A 15,942-nucleotide genomic window follows, 5' to 3' on the forward strand; every position below is an offset into this window, starting at 1 on the left:
ATTCGACAATACCATAGCGCAAAAAACTAGATCAGCTAGAGGTTACACGGAGCCGCGGGTGCATCCGGCCTCGAACTGGTCCTTCCATCTGGAGCAGCTATGCGAGTCGTCGTTCTCGGCAGCGGTGTAGTGGGCGTGGCAAGCGCGTATTACCTCGCGCGCGCCGGTCATGAAGTCACGGTGATCGACCGGGAGGCCGGCCCGGCGCTCGACACGAGCTTCGCGAACGCGGGCCAGATCTCGCCCGGCTACGCGGCGCCGTGGGCCGCGCCCGGCGTGCCGCTGAAGGCGGTCAAGTGGATGTTCGAGAAGCACGCGCCGCTCGCGATCCGCCTCGACGGCACCCGCTTCCAGCTGCAATGGATGTGGCAGATGCTGCGCAACTGCACGGCCGAGCGCTACGCAGTGAACAAGGGCCGCATGGTTCGTCTCGCCGAATACAGCCGCGATTGCATCCAGGCGCTGCGCGCCGACACGGGCATCGAGTACGAAGGCCGCACGGGCGGCACGCTGCAACTGTTCCGCACGCAGCAGCAGCTCGACGGCGCGGCGAAGGACATCGCGGTGCTGCAGGACGCCAACGTGCCGTTCGAACTGCTGTCGCCGGCCGAGCTGAAGAACGCCGAGCCGGCGCTTGCCGCGGTGTCGCACAAGCTGACGGGCGGCCTGCGCCTGCCGGGCGACGAAACCGGCGACTGCCAGCTGTTCACGACGCGCCTCGCCGCGCTCGCCGAAGGGCTCGGCGTCAAGTTCCGCTACAACACGCCGATCGACGCGCTCGCGGTCGCCGGCGGCAAGATCGCCGGCGTGCAGTGCGGCGGCGAGATGGTGCGCGCTGACGCTTATGTCGTCGCGCTCGGCTCGCACTCGACCCGCTTCATCGCGAACCTGATGAAGATTCCGGTGTATCCGCTCAAGGGCTATTCGATCACCGCGCCGATCGTCGACGAAGCGGCAGCGCCGGTGTCGACGGTGCTCGACGAGACGTACAAGATCGCAATCACGCGTTTCGACCAGCGCATCCGCGTCGGCGGGATGGCGGAAATCGTCGGCTTCGACAAGCACCTGCGCGACGCGCGCCGCGAAACGCTCGAAATGTGCGTGAACGACCTGTTCCCGGGCGGCGGCGATACGTCGAAGGCGACGTTCTGGACCGGCCTGCGCCCGATGACGCCGGACGGCACGCCGATCGTCGGTCGCACGCCGGTGTCGAACCTGTTCCTGAACACCGGTCACGGCACGCTCGGCTGGACGATGTCGTGCGGCTCCGGCCAACTGCTCGCCGACCTGATTTCCGGCAAGAAGCCTGCGATCCAGGCGGACGACCTGTCGGTGCACCGTTACCTGAAGGACGTGGCAGGCCAGCCGCGACCCGCTTACGCGTAAGCCGGAACGGCCCGTGGCGATACGGGTCCGCTGCATCGGCAAGAAAGGCGCCCTCGGGCGCCTTTCTCGTTTCGGCGAGCGAAAATGGCGGTGCGAGCGGCGACCCGCCACGAGGCTACAGCCAACCGGCGCATGCGCTCGTCGCCCGTCGAGCGCGTCGCCGCCGCCAATCGCGCGTGCGCGACGATCCGTTCCACACGGCACCGTACGATCGCGACCATGCCCGGCCAACGACAGCCGCTCGTCTCGAGCGACACCACAACAAAAAAGGGGCGCTCATCGCGCCCCCTCTTCGAACATGCACACCGCCGCAGCGGCGCGCAGCATCAGCCCAGCGCGCTCACGAGCTCCGGCACGAGCGTGAACAGATCGCCGACGAGACCGTAGTCTGCGACGCTGAAGATCGGCGCTTCCGGATCCTTGTTGATCGCGACGATCACCTTCGAATCCTTCATGCCCGCCAGATGCTGGATCGCGCCCGAGATGCCGACCGCGATGTACAGCTGCGGCGCGACGATCTTGCCGGTCTGGCCGACCTGGTAGTCGTTCGGCACGTAGCCGGCATCCACTGCGGCGCGCGATGCGCCGAGTGCCGCTTGCAGCTTGTCGGCCAGCGGCTCCAGCACCTTCGTGTAGTTCTCGCCGCTGCCCAGGCCGCGGCCGCCCGACACGATGATGCTGGCCGACGTCAGCTCCGGACGGTCCAGCTTCGTCACTTCACGGCTGACGAATTGCGACTTGCCGGCGTCCGCTGCCGCGTCGATCTTCTCGACCGCCGCGCTGCCGCCTTCCGCCGCAACCGGATCGAAGCCCGTCGCACGCACCGTGATCACCTTGATCGGGTCGCTCGACTGCACCGTCGCGATCGCGTTGCCCGCGTAGATCGGGCGCTCGAACGTGTCGGCCGAATCGACCGCCGTGATGTCCGAGATCTGCGCGACGTCCAGCTTCGCGGCGATGCGCGGCGCGATGTTCTTGCCGTAGGCGGTCGCCGGCGCGAGGATGTGCGAGTAATCCTTCGCGATGTTCAGCGCCGTCGCCTCGACGTTTTCCGCGAGGCCTTCGGCCAGCTGCGGCGCGTCGGCCAGCAGCACCTTCGACACACCCGCGATCTTCGCTGCTGCGTCCGCCGCGCCCTGCGCGTTGTGGCCCGCGACCAGCACGTGAATGTCGCCGCCGATCTTCTGCGCCGCCGCCACCGTGTTCAGCGTCGCGGCCTTGATCGACGCGTTGTCGTGTTCTGCAATCACCAGAATCGTCATTTCCTTGCGCTCCCTCTTACAGCACCTTGGCTTCGGTCTTCAGCTTCTCGACCAGCGTCTTCACGTCCGGCACCTTCACGCCGGCCGCGCGCTTCGGCGGCTCGGCCACCTTCAGCGTCTTCAGACGCGGCGTCACGTCCACGCCGAGGTCTTCCGGCTTGACCGTTTCCAGCGGCTTCTTCTTCGCCTTCATGATGTTCGGCAGCGTCACGTAGCGAGGCTCGTTCAGGCGCAGGTCGGTCGTGACCACCGCCGGCAGCGTCAGCGACAGCGTTTCCGCGCCGCCGTCGACTTCGCGCGCGACCGTCGCACGGCCGTCGGCGATCGTCACCTTCGACGCGAACGTCGCCTGCGGCAGGCCCGCGAGCGCAGCGAGCATCTGGCCGGTCTGGTTCGAATCGTCGTCGATCGCCTGCTTGCCGAGGATCACCAGTTGCGGCTGCTCCTTGTCGACCAGCGCCTTCAGGATCTTCGCGACGGCGAGCGGCTCGACGCTGTCGTTCGACTCGACGAGGATCGCGCGGTCCGCGCCGATCGCCAGCGCCGTGCGCAGCGTTTCCTGCGCCTGCGCAACGCCGACCGACACCGCGACGATTTCCGTCGCCACGCCCGCTTCCTTCAGGCGCACCGCCTCTTCAACGGCGATTTCGTCGAACGGGTTCATCGACATCTTCACGTTCGCAATGTCGACGCCCGTGTTGTCCGACTTCACGCGGACCTTCACGTTGTAATCGACCACTCTTTTCACTGGCACCAGGATTTTCATGCACACGCTCCAAAGTTACGAATACGACCAGAGACCATTTTATAGCGAGGCCTCGTGACTGCGCGGCCAAGCGGATCCTTCCATCGTGGCTATCGAGGATACTGCTCCTCCGCGGTGGGCCGACAATAGCGAACGGTCGTTCTATTTTAAAAGAGAAAAAACCCGGACGCAAAGCCCGGGTTTTCGATCACGGCCTCTAATCACCGCCGGGCGTCCCGTCCGCCACGCGTTACCAGGCGGCGATCACCGCGCCGCCGAATTTGCCCTCGATGAACTGCTTCACCTCGGGCGAATGATAGGCCGCGACGAGCTTCGCGACCCATGGCTTGCTCCGATCCGCGTCGCGAATCGCGATGATGTTCGCGTACGGACCGTTCGGCCCTTCGATCGCGATCGCGTCCTGTTGCGGTTTCAACCCCGCTTCCATTGCGAAGTTCGTGTTGATCGCGGCTGCGTCGACGTCGCCGAGCGAACGCGGAATCTGCGCGGCATCCAGTTCGACGATCTTCAGCTTCTTCGGATTGTCGACGATGTCGAGCGGCGTCGCCTTCAGCCCCGCATCCGCGCGCAGCTTCAGCAGGCCCTGCTTCTGCAGCAACAGCAGCGCGCGGCCGCCGTTGGTCGGGTCGTTCGGGATCGCGACGCGCGCGCCGGGCTTCAGCTCGGCGAGCGTTTTCACGCGCTTCGAGTAGATGCCCATCGGGAACGTCACCGTCTCCGCGACCTTGATCAGCTTGTAGCCGCGATCCTTCACCTGCGCGTCGAGGTACGGCGCGTGCTGGTAGCTGTTCGCGTCGAGGTCGCCGGCGGCAAGCGCCGCGTTCGGCTGCACATAGTCGGAGAATTCGATGATCCGGATGTCGAGGCCGCCCCCTTCGCCGCGACCTTCTTCACCACCTCCATCACCTGCGCGTGCGGGCCGCCCGTCACGCCGACCTTGATGGTCTCGGCGCGAGCCTGCGCACCCGCGAACAGCGCGGCCGCGCCGAGCGCCGCCGCGAACTTCAGCATGAACCGTCGTTGCATCGTCATTCCCCCAAACACGTCGGATGTCGCTTTCTTTTTACTTGTGGCTGAGCCGTCGCACGAGCCAGTCGCCGAACGACTGCACGATCTGCACGAACACGATCAGGATCGCGACCACCGTCCACATCACTTCCGGCAGGTAGCGCTGGTAGCCGTAGCGGATCCCGAGATCGCCGAGCCCGCCGCCGCCGATCGCGCCCGCCATCGCCGAATAGCCGACCAGCGACACGAACGTGATCGTCAGCCCCGCGACGATGCCCGGCAGCGATTCCGGCAGCAGCACCTTGAACACGATCTGCGACGTCGTCGCGCCCATCGACTGCGCGGCCTCGATCAGCCCGCGGTCCACCTCGCGCAGCGCGGTCTCGACGAGGCGCGCGATGAAAGGCGCGGCCGCGAGCGTCAGCGGCACGACCGCCGCCGCGGTGCCGATCGACGAGCCCGTGACGAGCCGCGTGAACGGGATCACCGCGACCAGCAGGATGATGAACGGCGTCGAGCGCACCGCGTTCACGAAGCCGCCGAGCACGCGGTTCACCGAGAGGTTCTGCAGCACGCCCTGACGATCGGTCAGGTACAGCAGCACGCCGAGCGGCAGCCCGACGAGCGCGCCGACCACGCCCGAGATGCCGACCATGATCAGCGTCTCCCAGAACGACTGCACGAACATGTCGAACATTTCACTCAACATACGAAAGCTCCTCCACCACCACGCCTTGCTCGCGCAGGAACGCGAGCGCCTGTCCGACCTTGCCCGGCTCGCCGCCCGCGAGCACCGCGAGCGAACCGAACGCCTGGCCCTGGATCTCGTCGATCTGGCCGTGCAGGATGTTGAAATCGAGCTCGTAGCGGCGGATCGTCTCCGACAGGATCGGCTGGTCGACGCCCGACCCCGTGAACGCGAGGCGCAGCAGATGGCCGCTGCCCGTCTTGAGGCGCTCGGCGACGCGCGCCTTCAGCGCGGGCGGCAGCTCCTGCGCGATCACGTCGCCGATCAGCGCGCGCGTCACTTCGTGGCGCGGCTGCAGGAACACGTCGATGACCCGGCCTTCCTCGACCACGCGCCCGGCGTCGAGCACCGCGACGCGATCGCACACCTGCTTGATCACTTCCATCTGGTGCGTGATCAGCACGATGGTCAGACCCAGCTCGCGATTGATGCGCTTCAGCAGGTCGAGGATCGAACGCGTCGTCTCGGGGTCCAGCGCCGACGTCGCCTCGTCGGACAGCAGCACTTTCGGCTGGCTCGCAAGCGCGCGTGCAATGCCGACGCGCTGCTTCTGGCCACCGCTGATCTGCGCCGGGTAGCGGTCCTTCTGCGCGGACAGCCCGACGAGGTCGAGCAGCGGCAGCACCGCAGCCTCGATGTCGGCGCGGCTCGCGCCGGCCAGCTCGAGCGGCAGCGCGACGTTGTCGAACACCGTGCGCGACGACAGCAGGTTGAAGTGCTGGAAGATCATGCCGATCTCGCGCCGCGCCTCGCGCAGGTCGCGCGTGGGCAGCAGCGTGAGGTCCCGCCCGCCGACGACGACGTTGCCTTCGGTCGGCCGGGTCAGCAGGTTGATGGTGCGCACGAGCGTGCTCTTGCCCGCGCCGCTGCGGCCGATGATGCCGAACACCTCGCCCTTGGGAATCGTCAGGTTGACGTTGTGCAGCGCCTCGACCCAGCCGTTCGGGCCGGGGAAGCGCTGCGACAGATTGCGTAATTCGATCATGTAAACAAAACGGCGGACGGCTGGGGAGCAGGCCCGCCCAGTCGGCCGCCGATGGATCCGGAATAACCGGCGATTTTACCGCAAACCCCTCATTCCCCTTAATAATCGATTCCGATCTTTTCATAACCAGACGAAATTAGAGGAAAGCGCTGGCGCGCGGCGGCGGCGCGGCGCCTATGATCGGGAGCGCGACGACAAACGATCGAAGGAGACACGCCAGATGACCGCCACCACCACCCCGGCCTCCGCACCCGCCGCTGCGTCATCCGGGTCGCCCGCCACGCGCGCGCTGCGGATGGGGCGGCTGCGCACCGTCGACGGGCTGGAGCTGGCGTCGTACCGCTGGCCGGCCGGCGACGGCGCCGCTGCGCCGCGCGCGACGGTCGCGCTCGTGCACGGCCTCGCCGAGCATGCGGGGCGCTACGACGCGCTCGCGGCGCGCCTGAACGCGGCCGGCATCGACGTGCTGGCGGTCGACCTGCGCGGGCATGGCCAGTCGCCCGGCAAGCGCGCGTGGGTCGAACGGTTCGACGGCTACCTGAACGATGCCGACGCGCTCGTCGACGAAGCCGCGCGAAGCGGCGCGCCGCTGTTCCTGATGGGGCACAGCATGGGCGGCGCCGTCGCGGCGCTGTATGCGATCGAGCGCGCGGCGGCGCGCGGGCGCGCGTTCGCGGGCCTCGTGCTGTCGAGCCCGGCGCTCGCGCCGGGCCGCGACGTGCCGCGCTGGATGCTTGCGGTGAGCCGCTTCATCAGCCGCGTGTGGCCGACCTTCCCTGCGATCCGCATCGATGCGGCGCTGCTGTCGCGCGATCCGGCCGTCGTCGCGGCCAATCGCGCCGATCCGCTCGTGCATCACGGCGCGGTGCCCGCACGCACCGGCGCGGAAATCCTCGACGCGATGGCGCGCATCGAACAGGGCCGTGGCGCGCTGCGCGTGCCGGTGCTCGTCTACCACGGCACCGAGGACAAGCTGGCCGAGCCGGACGGCAGCCGCGCATTCGGCGCGCGCGTCGGCTCGCCCGACCGCACGCTCACCCTCTACGAAGGGGGCTTTCACGAAACGATGAACGACCTCGAGCGCGACCGGGTGATCGACGCGCTGATCGCGTGGCTGCACGCGCGCGCGCCGCTGCGCTGACCGGACGCCCGCGGCGTCAGATGCCGGCCAGCACGCGCAGGTGCGCGACGACGCTGCGCCCGAGCGCGGACAGGTTGTAGCCGCCCTCGAGGCAGCTGACGATGCGGCCCTGCGCGTGACGGCGCGCGATCTCGACGATCTGCGCGGTCAGCCATTCGAAGTCCGCCTCGACGAGACCGAGGCCGCCGATGTCGTCCTCGCGATGCGCGTCGAAGCCCGCGGACACGAACAGCATCTGCGGCTTGAACGCATCGAGGCGCGGCAGCCAGAACATGTCGACCGCCTCGCGGATCGCCATCCCGTTGCTGCGCGCCGGCATCGGCAGGTTGACCATGTTCGGCGCCTGATGCTCGGTGCCCGAGAACGGATACAGCGGGTGCTGGAAGAAGCTGCACATCAGCACGCGCGCGTCGTTCGCGAACGCGGCTTCGGTGCCGTTGCCGTGATGCACGTCGAAGTCGACGATCGCGACGCGCTCGAGGCCGTGCACGTCGAGCGCATGCCGCGCCGCGATCGCGACGTTGTTGAAAAAGCAGAAGCCCATCGCGCGCGCCGGCTCCGCGTGATGGCCGGGCGGTCGCACGCTGCAGAACGCATTGCCGTAGCGCCCCTCGATCACCGCGTCGGTCGCCGCGATCGCGGCGCCGGCCGCGCGCAGCGCCGCGCGCCACGTATTGCGATTCATCAGCGTGTCGGGATCGATCTCGGCATAGCCGTCGGCCGGCGCCATGCCGCGGATGTAGTCGATATGCGCCTGCGTGTGCACGCGCGCGAGCGCCACTTCGCTCGCGAACGGCGCGGTCTCGTGCGCGATCAGGTCGTCGATGCGGCTCGCGATCAGCTGGTCCTGGATCGCCGACAGGCGTGCCGGACACTCCGGATGCCATTCCCCCATCTCGTGCAGCATGCAGTCGGGGTGCGTAAAGAAGGCGGTTGCCATAAGCGTCGTCCGCGGCGCATGCGCGCCGCAGGTCTCCATCAATGAGGTCCATCGTCTGTCGCGAATTCGCCGCTAACTTACCACAACGGGGCGCCGGTTCACCCCGGCGCGGCGGATGCGTCGGGTATACTGCGCCGAACACACTGCCTTGTCCGCCCCGGTTCGTCATGAATTACAAGAAGCCTGCCGCACCCTTCTCCGCGCCGTACCGCGTTCGCCTCCCACTCGTTGCCATCGCCCTCGCCGCCGCGCTGTCCGCCGCGCCGGCCGGCGCGCAAACGCAACCGGCGGCGTCCGCCGGCACGCGTGTCGCGCAGGCCCAGCCGCAACAGCCGACGCCGCAAGGCCAGACCTTCGAGGAAGAGATCGTCCCGCAGCGTTATGCGAACAACGCGCAGGTCGATGCATTCATCGACGAGATCGCGAGCCGCCACGACTTCGATCCGGCCAGCCTGCGCGCGCTGTTCGGGCGCGTGAGCTACTCGGCGACCGCGGTCAAGCTCGTGAAGCCCGCGCCGTCGCCGACGGTGAAGAACTGGCGCGTGTATCGCTCGCGCTTCATCGAGCCGATCCGCATCAACGCGGGCGTGAAGTTCTGGAAAGCGAACATGGCGACGCTGCAGCGCGCATCCGAGGAATTCGGCGTGCCGCCGGAGGTGATCGTCGGCATCATCGGCGTCGAGACGATCTACGGCCGCTACATGGGCAACTTCCGCGTGCTCGACGCGCTGACGACACTCACCTTCGATTATCCGGACACGCCGAATCGCGACAGCCGCCAGGCGACGTTCCGCAAGAACCTCGAGGACTTCCTCGTCTGGACGCGCGACAGCCAGCTCGACCCGACGACCGTGCTCGGCTCGTACACGGGCGCGATCGGCATCCCGCAGTTCCTGCCGAGCAGCATCCGCGAATACGCGGTCGACTACGAAGGCAACGGCCACGTCGACCTGCGCAACAGCCCGGCCGACGCGATCGGCAGCGTCGCGAACTACCTGAAGCAGCACGGCTGGGAAAACAATCGCCCGGTGGTCTGGCAGATCGCGCCCGACATCGGCAGCCAGGGCATCGCGCAGGCCGCCGCGGACGGGCAGCCGGAACCGCACTGGACGCTGTCGCAGTTGTTGCGCGCGGGCCTGACGCTCAACGAGCCGTCGATCGACATCGCCGCCGAGGCGGACACGCCGGTCACCGTGGTTGATCTGCCGTCGCCGGGACGCGCGACCGAATACCTGCTCGGCCTCAAGAATTTCTACGTGCTGACGCGCTACAACCGCAGCTTCTTCTATGCGCTCGCGGTCTACCAACTCGGCGAGAGCGTGAAGGCGCAGATGGAAGCGACCGGCGCGCTCAGGCCCGCCGCCGCGAACCCGCCGCAGGCCGCGCAGTAAGCGCTCCGGCCATCAGCAAGAAGCCCCGCAATCGCGGGGCTTCTTCGTTTGATGCGTCGGGTCTCGCTTACGCGGGAAATACGCCCGTCGACAGATAGCGGTCGCCGCGGTCGCAGATGATGAACACGATCGTCGCGTTCTCGACCTGGCGCGCGATGCGCATCGCGACCTCGCACGCGCCGCCCGACGAAATGCCGGCGAAGATGCCTTCGACGGCCGCAAGCTTGCGCGCCATCGCTTCGGACGCCGCCTGGCCCACGCTCTCGACGCGGTCGACGCGGCTGCGATCGAAAATCTTCGGCAGATAGGCTTCCGGCCACTTGCGGATGCCCGGGATGCGCGAGCCCTCTTCCGGTTGCGCGCCGACGATCTCGATCTTCGGGTTCTGCTCCTTCAGATACTGCGACACGCCCATGATCGTGCCGGTCGTGCCCATCGCCGACACGAAGTGCGTGATGCGGCCTTCGGTGTCGCGCCAGATTTCCGGGCCCGTCGCTTCATAGTGCGCGAGCGGGTTGTCGATGTTCGCGAACTGGTCGAGGATCACGCCCTTGCCTTCGCGCTGCATCTGCTCCGCGAGATCGCGCGCCAGCTCCATCCCGCCCTTGACCGGCGTGAGGATGATTTCCGCGCCATAGGCCGCCATGCTCTGGCGGCGTTCGACCGACAGGTCCTCCGGCATGATCAGCACCATCTTGTAGCCGCGGATCGCCGCGGCCATCGCGAGCGCGATGCCCGTGTTGCCGCTCGTCGCCTCGATCAGCGTATCGCCCGGCTTGATGCGGTTGCGCGCCTCGGCCTTGCGGATCATCGACAGCGCCGGGCGGTCCTTCACGGACCCCGCCGGGTTGTTGCCTTCCAGCTTCGCGAGAATCACGTTGTTGCGCGCGCGAATCTCGTCGTCCGGCAGGCGGACCAGTTGCACCAGCGGCGTGTTGCCGATCGTGTCTTCGATAGTTTTGTAAGCCATGGAGGTATCGTGAATGCGAGGCCGATCAATCGGTGGATTTTAAACCAGCGCAGAAGCGCGCGCCGCCTACCCCCATTGCAGCGATGGATACCGGCACCGGGACGGCATGGGCGCGCAGGCGGAACGTCCACGCAAAAAACCCGCGGCATGCCGCGGGAAGCCGTCGCAATGACGGCCTGAAGGAGCCGCTTCACGTAGCTCGTCGCGAACCCGGCCGCGGGTGCGCTATTTCTGGGCGGTGCGCGCCGCGGCCGGTTTGGCCGGCGTCGTCGCCGGCGCGGCCGCAGGCTTGGCGGCCGCAGGTGCGGCGCCTGCGCCGGCCGCGCCGACCGTCAGCCCTTCGCGCTGCAGCCGCTCGACCGTGTGACCGCCCATGCCCTTCACGCGCGCCGCGAGGTCGTCGGCGTTCTTGAACGGACCGTGCGCGCTGCGTTCGTCGAGGATCGCCTTGGCTCTCGCGGGCCCGATGCCCTTGATGCCGATGAGCACATCCTCGCCCGCGGTATTGACGTCGACAGCCGCCCACGCCGACGCGATCGCGCCGAGCAGGGCCGCCGCAGCGAACCATTGCTTGATCATGTTCCGGATCTCCAAGGTAAAAACGGCCGGCGGCCGCCGACCGTGAGACCCAGTCTAAGGATTCGACGCGCCGGCTTAAACCTGGCCGGACAGCCAACGTACGTAGCGGTCGACGCCTTCCTGCACCGTCAGGAACGGCGCATCGTAGCCGGCCGCGCGCAGCTTCGTCTGGTCCGCCTGCGTGTAGCACTGGTACTTGCCGCGCAGCGCGTCCGGGAACGGCACGTATTCGATCAGGCCCTGCTCGACCTGCTGCGCGAGCGTCAGCGGCGGCAGGTTGTCGAGCGCACGCAGCGTGTTGACCACCGACGTCGCGACGTCGTTGAACGGCTGCGCGCGGCCCGTGCCGAGGTTGAAGATGCCCGACTTCTCCGGATGATCGAAGAAGAACAGGTTGACCTTCGCGACGTCCTCGACCGACACGAAGTCGCGCGTCTGCTCGCCCGGCGCGTAGCCGTTGTATTCGCCGAACAGCTTGACCTTGCCTTCCGCGCGGAACTGGTTGAAGTTGTGGAACGCGACCGACGCCATGCGGCCCTTGTGCGTCTCGCGCGGGCCGTACACGTTGAAGTAGCGGAAGCCGGCGATCTGGCTCTTCGCGCTCGGCAGCACGCGGCGGACCACCTGGTCGAACAGGAACTTCGAATAGCCGTAGACGTTGAGCGGCGCCTCGACCTCGCGCTCCTCGACGAAGCGCGTCGAGCCGCCGTAGGTCGCCGCCGACGACGCGTACAGGAACTGCGCGCCCTGTGCGAGGCACGCGTCGAGCACCGCGCGGCTGTAGCGGAAGTTGTTGTCCATCATGTAGCGGCCGTCGTGTTCCATCGTGTCGGAACACGCGCCTTCGTGGAACACCGCGCGCACCTTGCCGAAGTCGCCGCGCGCGAAGCGCTCGACGAATTCGGTCTTGTCGAGATAGTCGTCGATCTCGCAATCGACGAGATTCCGGAACTTGTCGGCGCGCGTCAGATTGTCGACCGCGATGATGCGCGTCTCGCCGCGCTCGTTGAGCGCCTTGACGAGGTTCGCGCCGATGAAACCGGCTGCGCCGGTGACGATGAGGGTCATGATCGTCCTGCCTGAAAAGAGAAATGAGGCCGCACGCCGCGCGTTCGTCGCACCGCGCCGCCCGCGCTCAATGAAACAGTTCGTCGTAGTCGACCGTGGCCGTACCCAGCTTGCCGACCACGATCCCCGCCGCGCGATTTGCCAGCACGACCGCGTCGACGAGCGGCACGCCCGCGCCGAGCATCGTCGCGACCGTCGCGATCACCGTATCGCCCGCGCCGGACACGTCGAACACTTCGCGCGCCAGCGCCGGCGCGTGCAGCTCGCCTGCGTCGGAGAACAGCGTCATGCCCTCCTCCGAACGCGTGAGCAGGAGCGCGTCGATGCCCAGCGACGCACGCAGCTTCGCGACCCGGTCGCGCAGGTCGTCTTCCGACTTCCATTGCCCGACGACCTCGCGCAGCTCGGCACGGTTCGGCGTGATCAGCGATGCGCCGCGATACCGCTCCCAGTCGTCGCCTTTCGGATCGACGAGCACGGGCTTGCCGGCCGCGCGCGCCTTCGCGATCATCGTCGTCACGTGCGTGAGGCCGCCCTTCGCGTAATCCGACATCAGGATCACGTCGTGCTGCGGCAGCAGCGCGTCGAAACGCGCGAGACCCGCCAGCAGCACCTCGTGGGTCGGCGTCGCCTCGAAATCGACGCGCAGCAGCTGCTGCTGGCGTGCGAGCACGCGCAGCTTGATCGTCGTCGGCAACGACGGGTCGCGCTCGAGATGCGGCGTCACGCCGCTCGTGCCGAGCAGCTCGACGATCCGCTCGCCCGGCTCGTCGCAGCCGACCACGCACAGGAGCCCCGCCTGGCCGCCGAGCGTCACCGCGTTGCGCGCGACGTTCGCCGCGCCGCCGAGCCGCTCTTCCTGGCGCTGCACGTGCACGACCGGCACCGGCGCCTCGGGCGAAATGCGGTCGACGTTGCCGAACCAGTAGCGATCGAGCATCACGTCGCCGACGACCAGCACGCGCGAGCCCGCCAGTTGTTCGCGCGGCACCGGGGCCGCTTCGCGCGGGGCGCTCATCGTCGGATCATCCACGGGAGCCAGCCTGGGGGTCGACATGGGGGCGTCCGATCGCGTAGTAATCGATGCCGAGCTCGGCCATCGCTTCCGGCTCGTACAGGTTGCGGCCGTCGAAAATCACCGGCGCCTTCAGCTCCGCCTTGAGCCGGTTGAAGTCGGGGCTCCTGAATTCCTTCCATTCGGTCACGATCACGAGCGCGTCCGCGCCCGTCACCGCCACGTCCTGCGTGTCGACGAAGTGCAGGCGCGACAGCGCGTCCGAACCCGCGCCGAGATCCAGCGCGAACACGCGGCGCGCCTCGTCGATCGCGACCGGATCGTATGCGCGCACCGTCGCGCCGCGCTCGAGCAGCTCGGCGATCAGGCGGCGGCTCGGCGCCTCGCGCATGTCGTCGGTGTTCGGCTTGAACGCGAGGCCCCAGACCGCGAACTCGCGGCCGGTCAGATCCGCGCCGAAGCGGTGCTCGATCTTGCCGAGCAGCACGGCCTTCTGCGCGTGGTTCGCCTCCTCGACTGCCTCGAGAATGCGCAGCGGCTGGCCGTTTTCGCTCGCGGTGCGGATCAGCGCCTGCACGTCCTTCGGGAAGCACGAGCCGCCGTAGCCGACGCCCGCATACAGGAAGTGATAGCCGATGCGCGGATCGGAGCCGATCCCGCGGCGCACGGCCTCGATGTCGGCGCCGACCTTGTCGGCCAGGTTCGACATCTCGTTCATGAACGAGATGCGCGTCGCGAGCATCGCGTTCGCCGCGTACTTCGCGAATTCCGCCGAACGCACGTCCATATAGATCGTGCGCTCGTGGTTGCGGTTGAACGGCGCGTAGAGCTTCTTCATCTTCTCGCGCGCGATCTCGCCCGTCTCGTCGCCGTCGACGCCGATGATGATCCGATCCGGACGCATGAAGTCCTCGACCGCCGCGCCTTCCTTCAGGAATTCGGGATTCGACACGACCGAGAACCGGTGCGCGACGCTGCCCGCCAGGCCGCGTGCGGCCAGCGCCTCGTCGACCACGCCGCGCACGCGCTGCGCGGTGCCGACCGGCACGGTCGACTTGTCGACGATCACCTTGAAGCCGGTCATGTGGCGACCGATGTTGCGCGCCGCTTCGAGCACGTATTGCAGGTCGGCCGAGCCGTCCTCGTCGGGCGGCGTGCCGACCGCGATGAACTGGATCTCGCCGTGCGCGACGCTCGCCTCGACGTCGGTCGAGAAGCGCAGGCGCCCGGCCGCGCGGTTGCGGGCGATGATGTCCAGCAGGCCGGGTTCGTGAATCGGCATGCCGCCGTTGTTCAGGATGTCGATCTTGCGCGGATCGACGTCGAGGCAGAAGACGTCGTGGCCGATCTCAGCCAGGCAGGAACCCGTGACGAGACCGACGTAACCGGTGCCGATGATGGTGATTTTCATAGATGTTCCGGTGATGGTTCCCGGTGATTGACTAACTTGGCCGCCGGGCCGCGCCCGGCGGCGTCCGCATCGCGTTTCGCCCAGCCGGCCTCGATCAGTTCGGCACGGCGGGTTCGACGCGACGCGGCGCATAGGTTTCCCAGCCGCTGCATCCGGGGCATTGCCAGTAGAAGAGCCGCGCCCGGAAACCGCAATTCTGGCACGTATACCGTGGCAGATTCTTGGTGCGCTGCTTGATCAGCGCACGCATCATTTCAAGTTCCTTACGGCGCGCTTCGTCGGCCGTCGCGATCTGCGCGTCGAGCAGGTGCAGCATGCCCGACAGGTTCGGCGACTTTTCCATCTGCGTGCGCGCGAGCAGGTGCGCGGCATCCTGGCCGCGCAGTCCGGCGATGTGCTGGTACGCCGTGTCGAGCAGGTCGTTCGACGGGTAGCGGTCGACATAGTCCATCAGCAGCTCGGCGCCCTCGCCGGCCCGGTCGAGCGCGACATAAGCCTTCATCAGCTTGTCCGCGACGAGCGGCAGGTAGGCCGGGTTCTGCGACTCGACGCGTTTCCAGTGGTCGATCGCGGCCGCATGGTCGCCGGCCGCCGCCGCGGCGTCGCCGGACAGGATCGTCGCGCGGACGTTCTGCGGATTCGCGGCCAGCGCGAGCCGCAGCTGCTCCGTGGCAGCCGCCGCGTTCTTGCGTTGCAGCGCCTCCTGCGCGAGCTCGCAGTGGAACTGCGCGATCTCGGTGCCGAGAGAACCCGCGCCCATCGACTCGATGCGCTTCGCGGTTTCGATCGACTTGTTCCAGTCCTTCTCGATCTCGTAGATCGTCAGGAGCGCACGCTGCGCGCCGAGTGCACGGTCGCCTTCGACCAGCATGTGGAAGGTTTCTTCCGCGCGATCGAGCAGGCCGGCCTTCAGGAAGTCCTGGCCGAGCTCGTACAGCGCGTGGTCGCGTTCGTTGACGGGCAGGTCGGTGCGGCTCAGCAGGTTCTGGTGCACGCGAATCGCGCGATCCGTTTCGCCGCGACGGCGGAACAGGTTGCCGAGCGCGAAGTGCAGCTCGACCGTTTCGGGGTCGAGCTTCGCGACCTCGATGAACGCGTCGATCGCCTTGTCGGGTTGTTCGTTCAGCAGAAAATTCAGGCCGCGGAAATACGAGCGCGGCAGGTTCGCGCTCTCCGACAGGAGACTCTTCAGGTCATAGCGTGACGCCGCCCAGCCGAGTGCGAATGCGACCGGAATCGCGAGCAACCACCAGAAATCCAGATCCATGCGAA

14 protein-coding genes and 1 pseudogene are annotated in these 15,942 nt (G+C 67.6%); 3 read left to right on the forward strand and 12 right to left on the reverse strand.

What is annotated here, in order from left to right; genetic code table 11:
• The first annotated feature begins 99 nt into the window (after window positions 1–99).
• Window positions 100–1,386 carry a D-amino acid dehydrogenase gene (locus WJ35_RS06820; RefSeq protein ID WP_060234573.1) on the forward strand — a complete coding sequence of 429 codons (1,287 nt, stop codon included), beginning with the start codon at window positions 100–102 and terminating at the stop codon, window positions 1,384–1,386.
• 326 nt (window positions 1,387–1,712) lie between these two features.
• Here the strand turns inward: WJ35_RS06820 and WJ35_RS06825 are convergent, their stop codons facing one another.
• From WJ35_RS06825 to WJ35_RS06845, 5 genes and pseudogenes are all read right to left on the reverse strand, one after another.
• Window positions 1,713–2,648 carry an electron transfer flavoprotein subunit alpha/FixB family protein gene (locus tag WJ35_RS06825; RefSeq protein ID WP_069238951.1) on the reverse strand — a complete coding sequence of 312 codons (936 nt, stop codon included), beginning with the start codon at window positions 2,646–2,648 and terminating at the stop codon, window positions 1,713–1,715.
• 16 nt (window positions 2,649–2,664) lie between these two features.
• Window positions 2,665–3,414 carry an electron transfer flavoprotein subunit beta/FixA family protein gene (locus WJ35_RS06830; protein WP_069238952.1) on the reverse strand — a complete coding sequence of 250 codons (750 nt, stop codon included), beginning with the start codon at window positions 3,412–3,414 and terminating at the stop codon, window positions 2,665–2,667.
• Between the two features lie 229 nt (window positions 3,415–3,643).
• Window positions 3,644–4,440: pseudogene (locus WJ35_RS06835) on the reverse strand (MetQ/NlpA family ABC transporter substrate-binding protein).
• 37 nt (window positions 4,441–4,477) lie between these two features.
• Window positions 4,478–5,131, reverse strand: coding sequence for a methionine ABC transporter permease (locus WJ35_RS06840; protein WP_010091758.1), 654 nt, complete (start codon window positions 5,129–5,131; stop codon window positions 4,478–4,480).
• Window positions 5,121–6,155, reverse strand: a complete 1,035-nt coding sequence (locus WJ35_RS06845) for a methionine ABC transporter ATP-binding protein (RefSeq protein WP_059896817.1) — start codon at window positions 6,153–6,155, stop codon at window positions 5,121–5,123. The genes WJ35_RS06840 and WJ35_RS06845 overlap by 11 nt, the downstream gene beginning before the upstream one ends.
• 220 nt (window positions 6,156–6,375) lie before the next feature.
• Here WJ35_RS06845 and WJ35_RS06850 point away from each other — a divergent pair, with 220 nt between their 5' ends.
• On the forward strand, window positions 6,376–7,296 hold the full coding sequence (locus WJ35_RS06850) for an alpha/beta hydrolase (protein ID WP_060231200.1): 921 nt from the start codon (window positions 6,376–6,378) through the stop codon (window positions 7,294–7,296).
• A gap of 16 nt (window positions 7,297–7,312) precedes the next feature.
• Here WJ35_RS06850 and WJ35_RS06855 read toward each other — a convergent pair whose 3' ends face one another.
• A complete protein-coding gene (locus WJ35_RS06855) occupies window positions 7,313–8,236 on the reverse strand; it encodes a histone deacetylase family protein (protein ID WP_060231250.1) in 924 nt (307 codons plus the stop codon).
• A 167-nt stretch (window positions 8,237–8,403) separates the two neighbouring features.
• Here WJ35_RS06855 and mltB point away from each other — a divergent pair, with 167 nt between their 5' ends.
• Window positions 8,404–9,627 carry a lytic murein transglycosylase B gene (mltB, locus tag WJ35_RS06860; protein WP_060231203.1) on the forward strand — a complete coding sequence of 408 codons (1,224 nt, stop codon included), beginning with the start codon at window positions 8,404–8,406 and terminating at the stop codon, window positions 9,625–9,627.
• Between the two features lie 67 nt (window positions 9,628–9,694).
• On the opposite strand, the gene cysM is transcribed toward mltB, so the two are convergent.
• The 6 genes from cysM to lapB all read right to left on the reverse strand — a co-directional run bounded on the left by cysM (window position 9,695) and on the right by lapB (window position 15,937).
• A complete protein-coding gene (cysM, locus tag WJ35_RS06865; protein ID WP_060231204.1) occupies window positions 9,695–10,597 on the reverse strand; it encodes a cysteine synthase CysM in 903 nt (300 codons plus the stop codon).
• Window positions 10,598–10,822: 225 nt separating this feature from the next.
• The gene (locus WJ35_RS06870) at window positions 10,823–11,176 is read right to left on the reverse strand and encodes a ComEA family DNA-binding protein (RefSeq protein ID WP_060231206.1); all 354 of its coding nucleotides are present in this window, start codon (window positions 11,174–11,176) and stop codon (window positions 10,823–10,825) included.
• Between the two features lie 75 nt (window positions 11,177–11,251).
• Window positions 11,252–12,244, reverse strand: coding sequence for an ADP-glyceromanno-heptose 6-epimerase (gene rfaD, locus WJ35_RS06875; RefSeq protein ID WP_010091750.1), 993 nt, complete (start codon window positions 12,242–12,244; stop codon window positions 11,252–11,254).
• A gap of 67 nt (window positions 12,245–12,311) precedes the next feature.
• Window positions 12,312–13,262 (reverse strand): D-glycero-beta-D-manno-heptose-7-phosphate kinase, encoded by a 951-nt coding sequence (gene rfaE1 / locus WJ35_RS06880; protein WP_042584544.1) that lies wholly within the window; start codon window positions 13,260–13,262, stop codon window positions 12,312–12,314.
• 7 nt (window positions 13,263–13,269) lie between these two features.
• Entirely contained in the window at window positions 13,270–14,670 is a 1,401-nt protein-coding gene (locus WJ35_RS06885; RefSeq protein ID WP_042583420.1) for a UDP-glucose dehydrogenase family protein, read from the reverse strand.
• Window positions 14,671–14,764: 94 nt separating this feature from the next.
• On the reverse strand, window positions 14,765–15,937 hold the full coding sequence (gene lapB / locus WJ35_RS06890) for a lipopolysaccharide assembly protein LapB (protein WP_060231208.1): 1,173 nt from the start codon (window positions 15,935–15,937) through the stop codon (window positions 14,765–14,767).
• Window positions 15,938–15,942 lie beyond the last annotated feature (5 nt).

Origin of the sequence: Burkholderia ubonensis (genome assembly GCF_001718695.1) — a bacterium.
Lineage (GTDB): Bacteria > Pseudomonadota > Gammaproteobacteria > Burkholderiales > Burkholderiaceae > Burkholderia > Burkholderia ubonensis_B.

Excerpts from the sequence above, each read along its gene's own strand:
- WJ35_RS06820 (WP_060234573.1), top strand. The coding sequence starts at position 100 with ATGCGAGTCGTCGTTCTCGGCAGCGGTGTAGTGGGCGTGGCAAGCGCG.
- WJ35_RS06825 (WP_069238951.1), bottom strand. The coding sequence starts at position 2,648 with ATGACGATTCTGGTGATTGCAGAACACGACAACGCGTCGATCAAGGCC.
- WJ35_RS06830 (WP_069238952.1), bottom strand. The coding sequence starts at position 3,414 with ATGAAAATCCTGGTGCCAGTGAAAAGAGTGGTCGATTACAACGTGAAG.
- WJ35_RS06840 (WP_010091758.1), bottom strand. The coding sequence starts at position 5,131 with ATGTTGAGTGAAATGTTCGACATGTTCGTGCAGTCGTTCTGGGAGACG.
- WJ35_RS06845 (WP_059896817.1), bottom strand. The coding sequence starts at position 6,155 with ATGATCGAATTACGCAATCTGTCGCAGCGCTTCCCCGGCCCGAACGGC.
- WJ35_RS06850 (WP_060231200.1), top strand. The coding sequence starts at position 6,376 with ATGACCGCCACCACCACCCCGGCCTCCGCACCCGCCGCTGCGTCATCC.
- WJ35_RS06855 (WP_060231250.1), bottom strand. The coding sequence starts at position 8,236 with ATGGCAACCGCCTTCTTTACGCACCCCGACTGCATGCTGCACGAGATG.
- mltB (WP_060231203.1), top strand. The coding sequence starts at position 8,404 with ATGAATTACAAGAAGCCTGCCGCACCCTTCTCCGCGCCGTACCGCGTT.
- cysM (WP_060231204.1), bottom strand. The coding sequence starts at position 10,597 with ATGGCTTACAAAACTATCGAAGACACGATCGGCAACACGCCGCTGGTG.
- WJ35_RS06870 (WP_060231206.1), bottom strand. The coding sequence starts at position 11,176 with ATGATCAAGCAATGGTTCGCTGCGGCGGCCCTGCTCGGCGCGATCGCG.
- rfaD (WP_010091750.1), bottom strand. The coding sequence starts at position 12,244 with ATGACCCTCATCGTCACCGGCGCAGCCGGTTTCATCGGCGCGAACCTC.
- rfaE1 (WP_042584544.1), bottom strand. The coding sequence starts at position 13,262 with ATGAGCGCCCCGCGCGAAGCGGCCCCGGTGCCGCGCGAACAACTGGCG.
- WJ35_RS06885 (WP_042583420.1), bottom strand. The coding sequence starts at position 14,670 with ATGAAAATCACCATCATCGGCACCGGTTACGTCGGTCTCGTCACGGGT.
- lapB (WP_060231208.1), bottom strand. The coding sequence starts at position 15,937 with ATGGATCTGGATTTCTGGTGGTTGCTCGCGATTCCGGTCGCATTCGCA.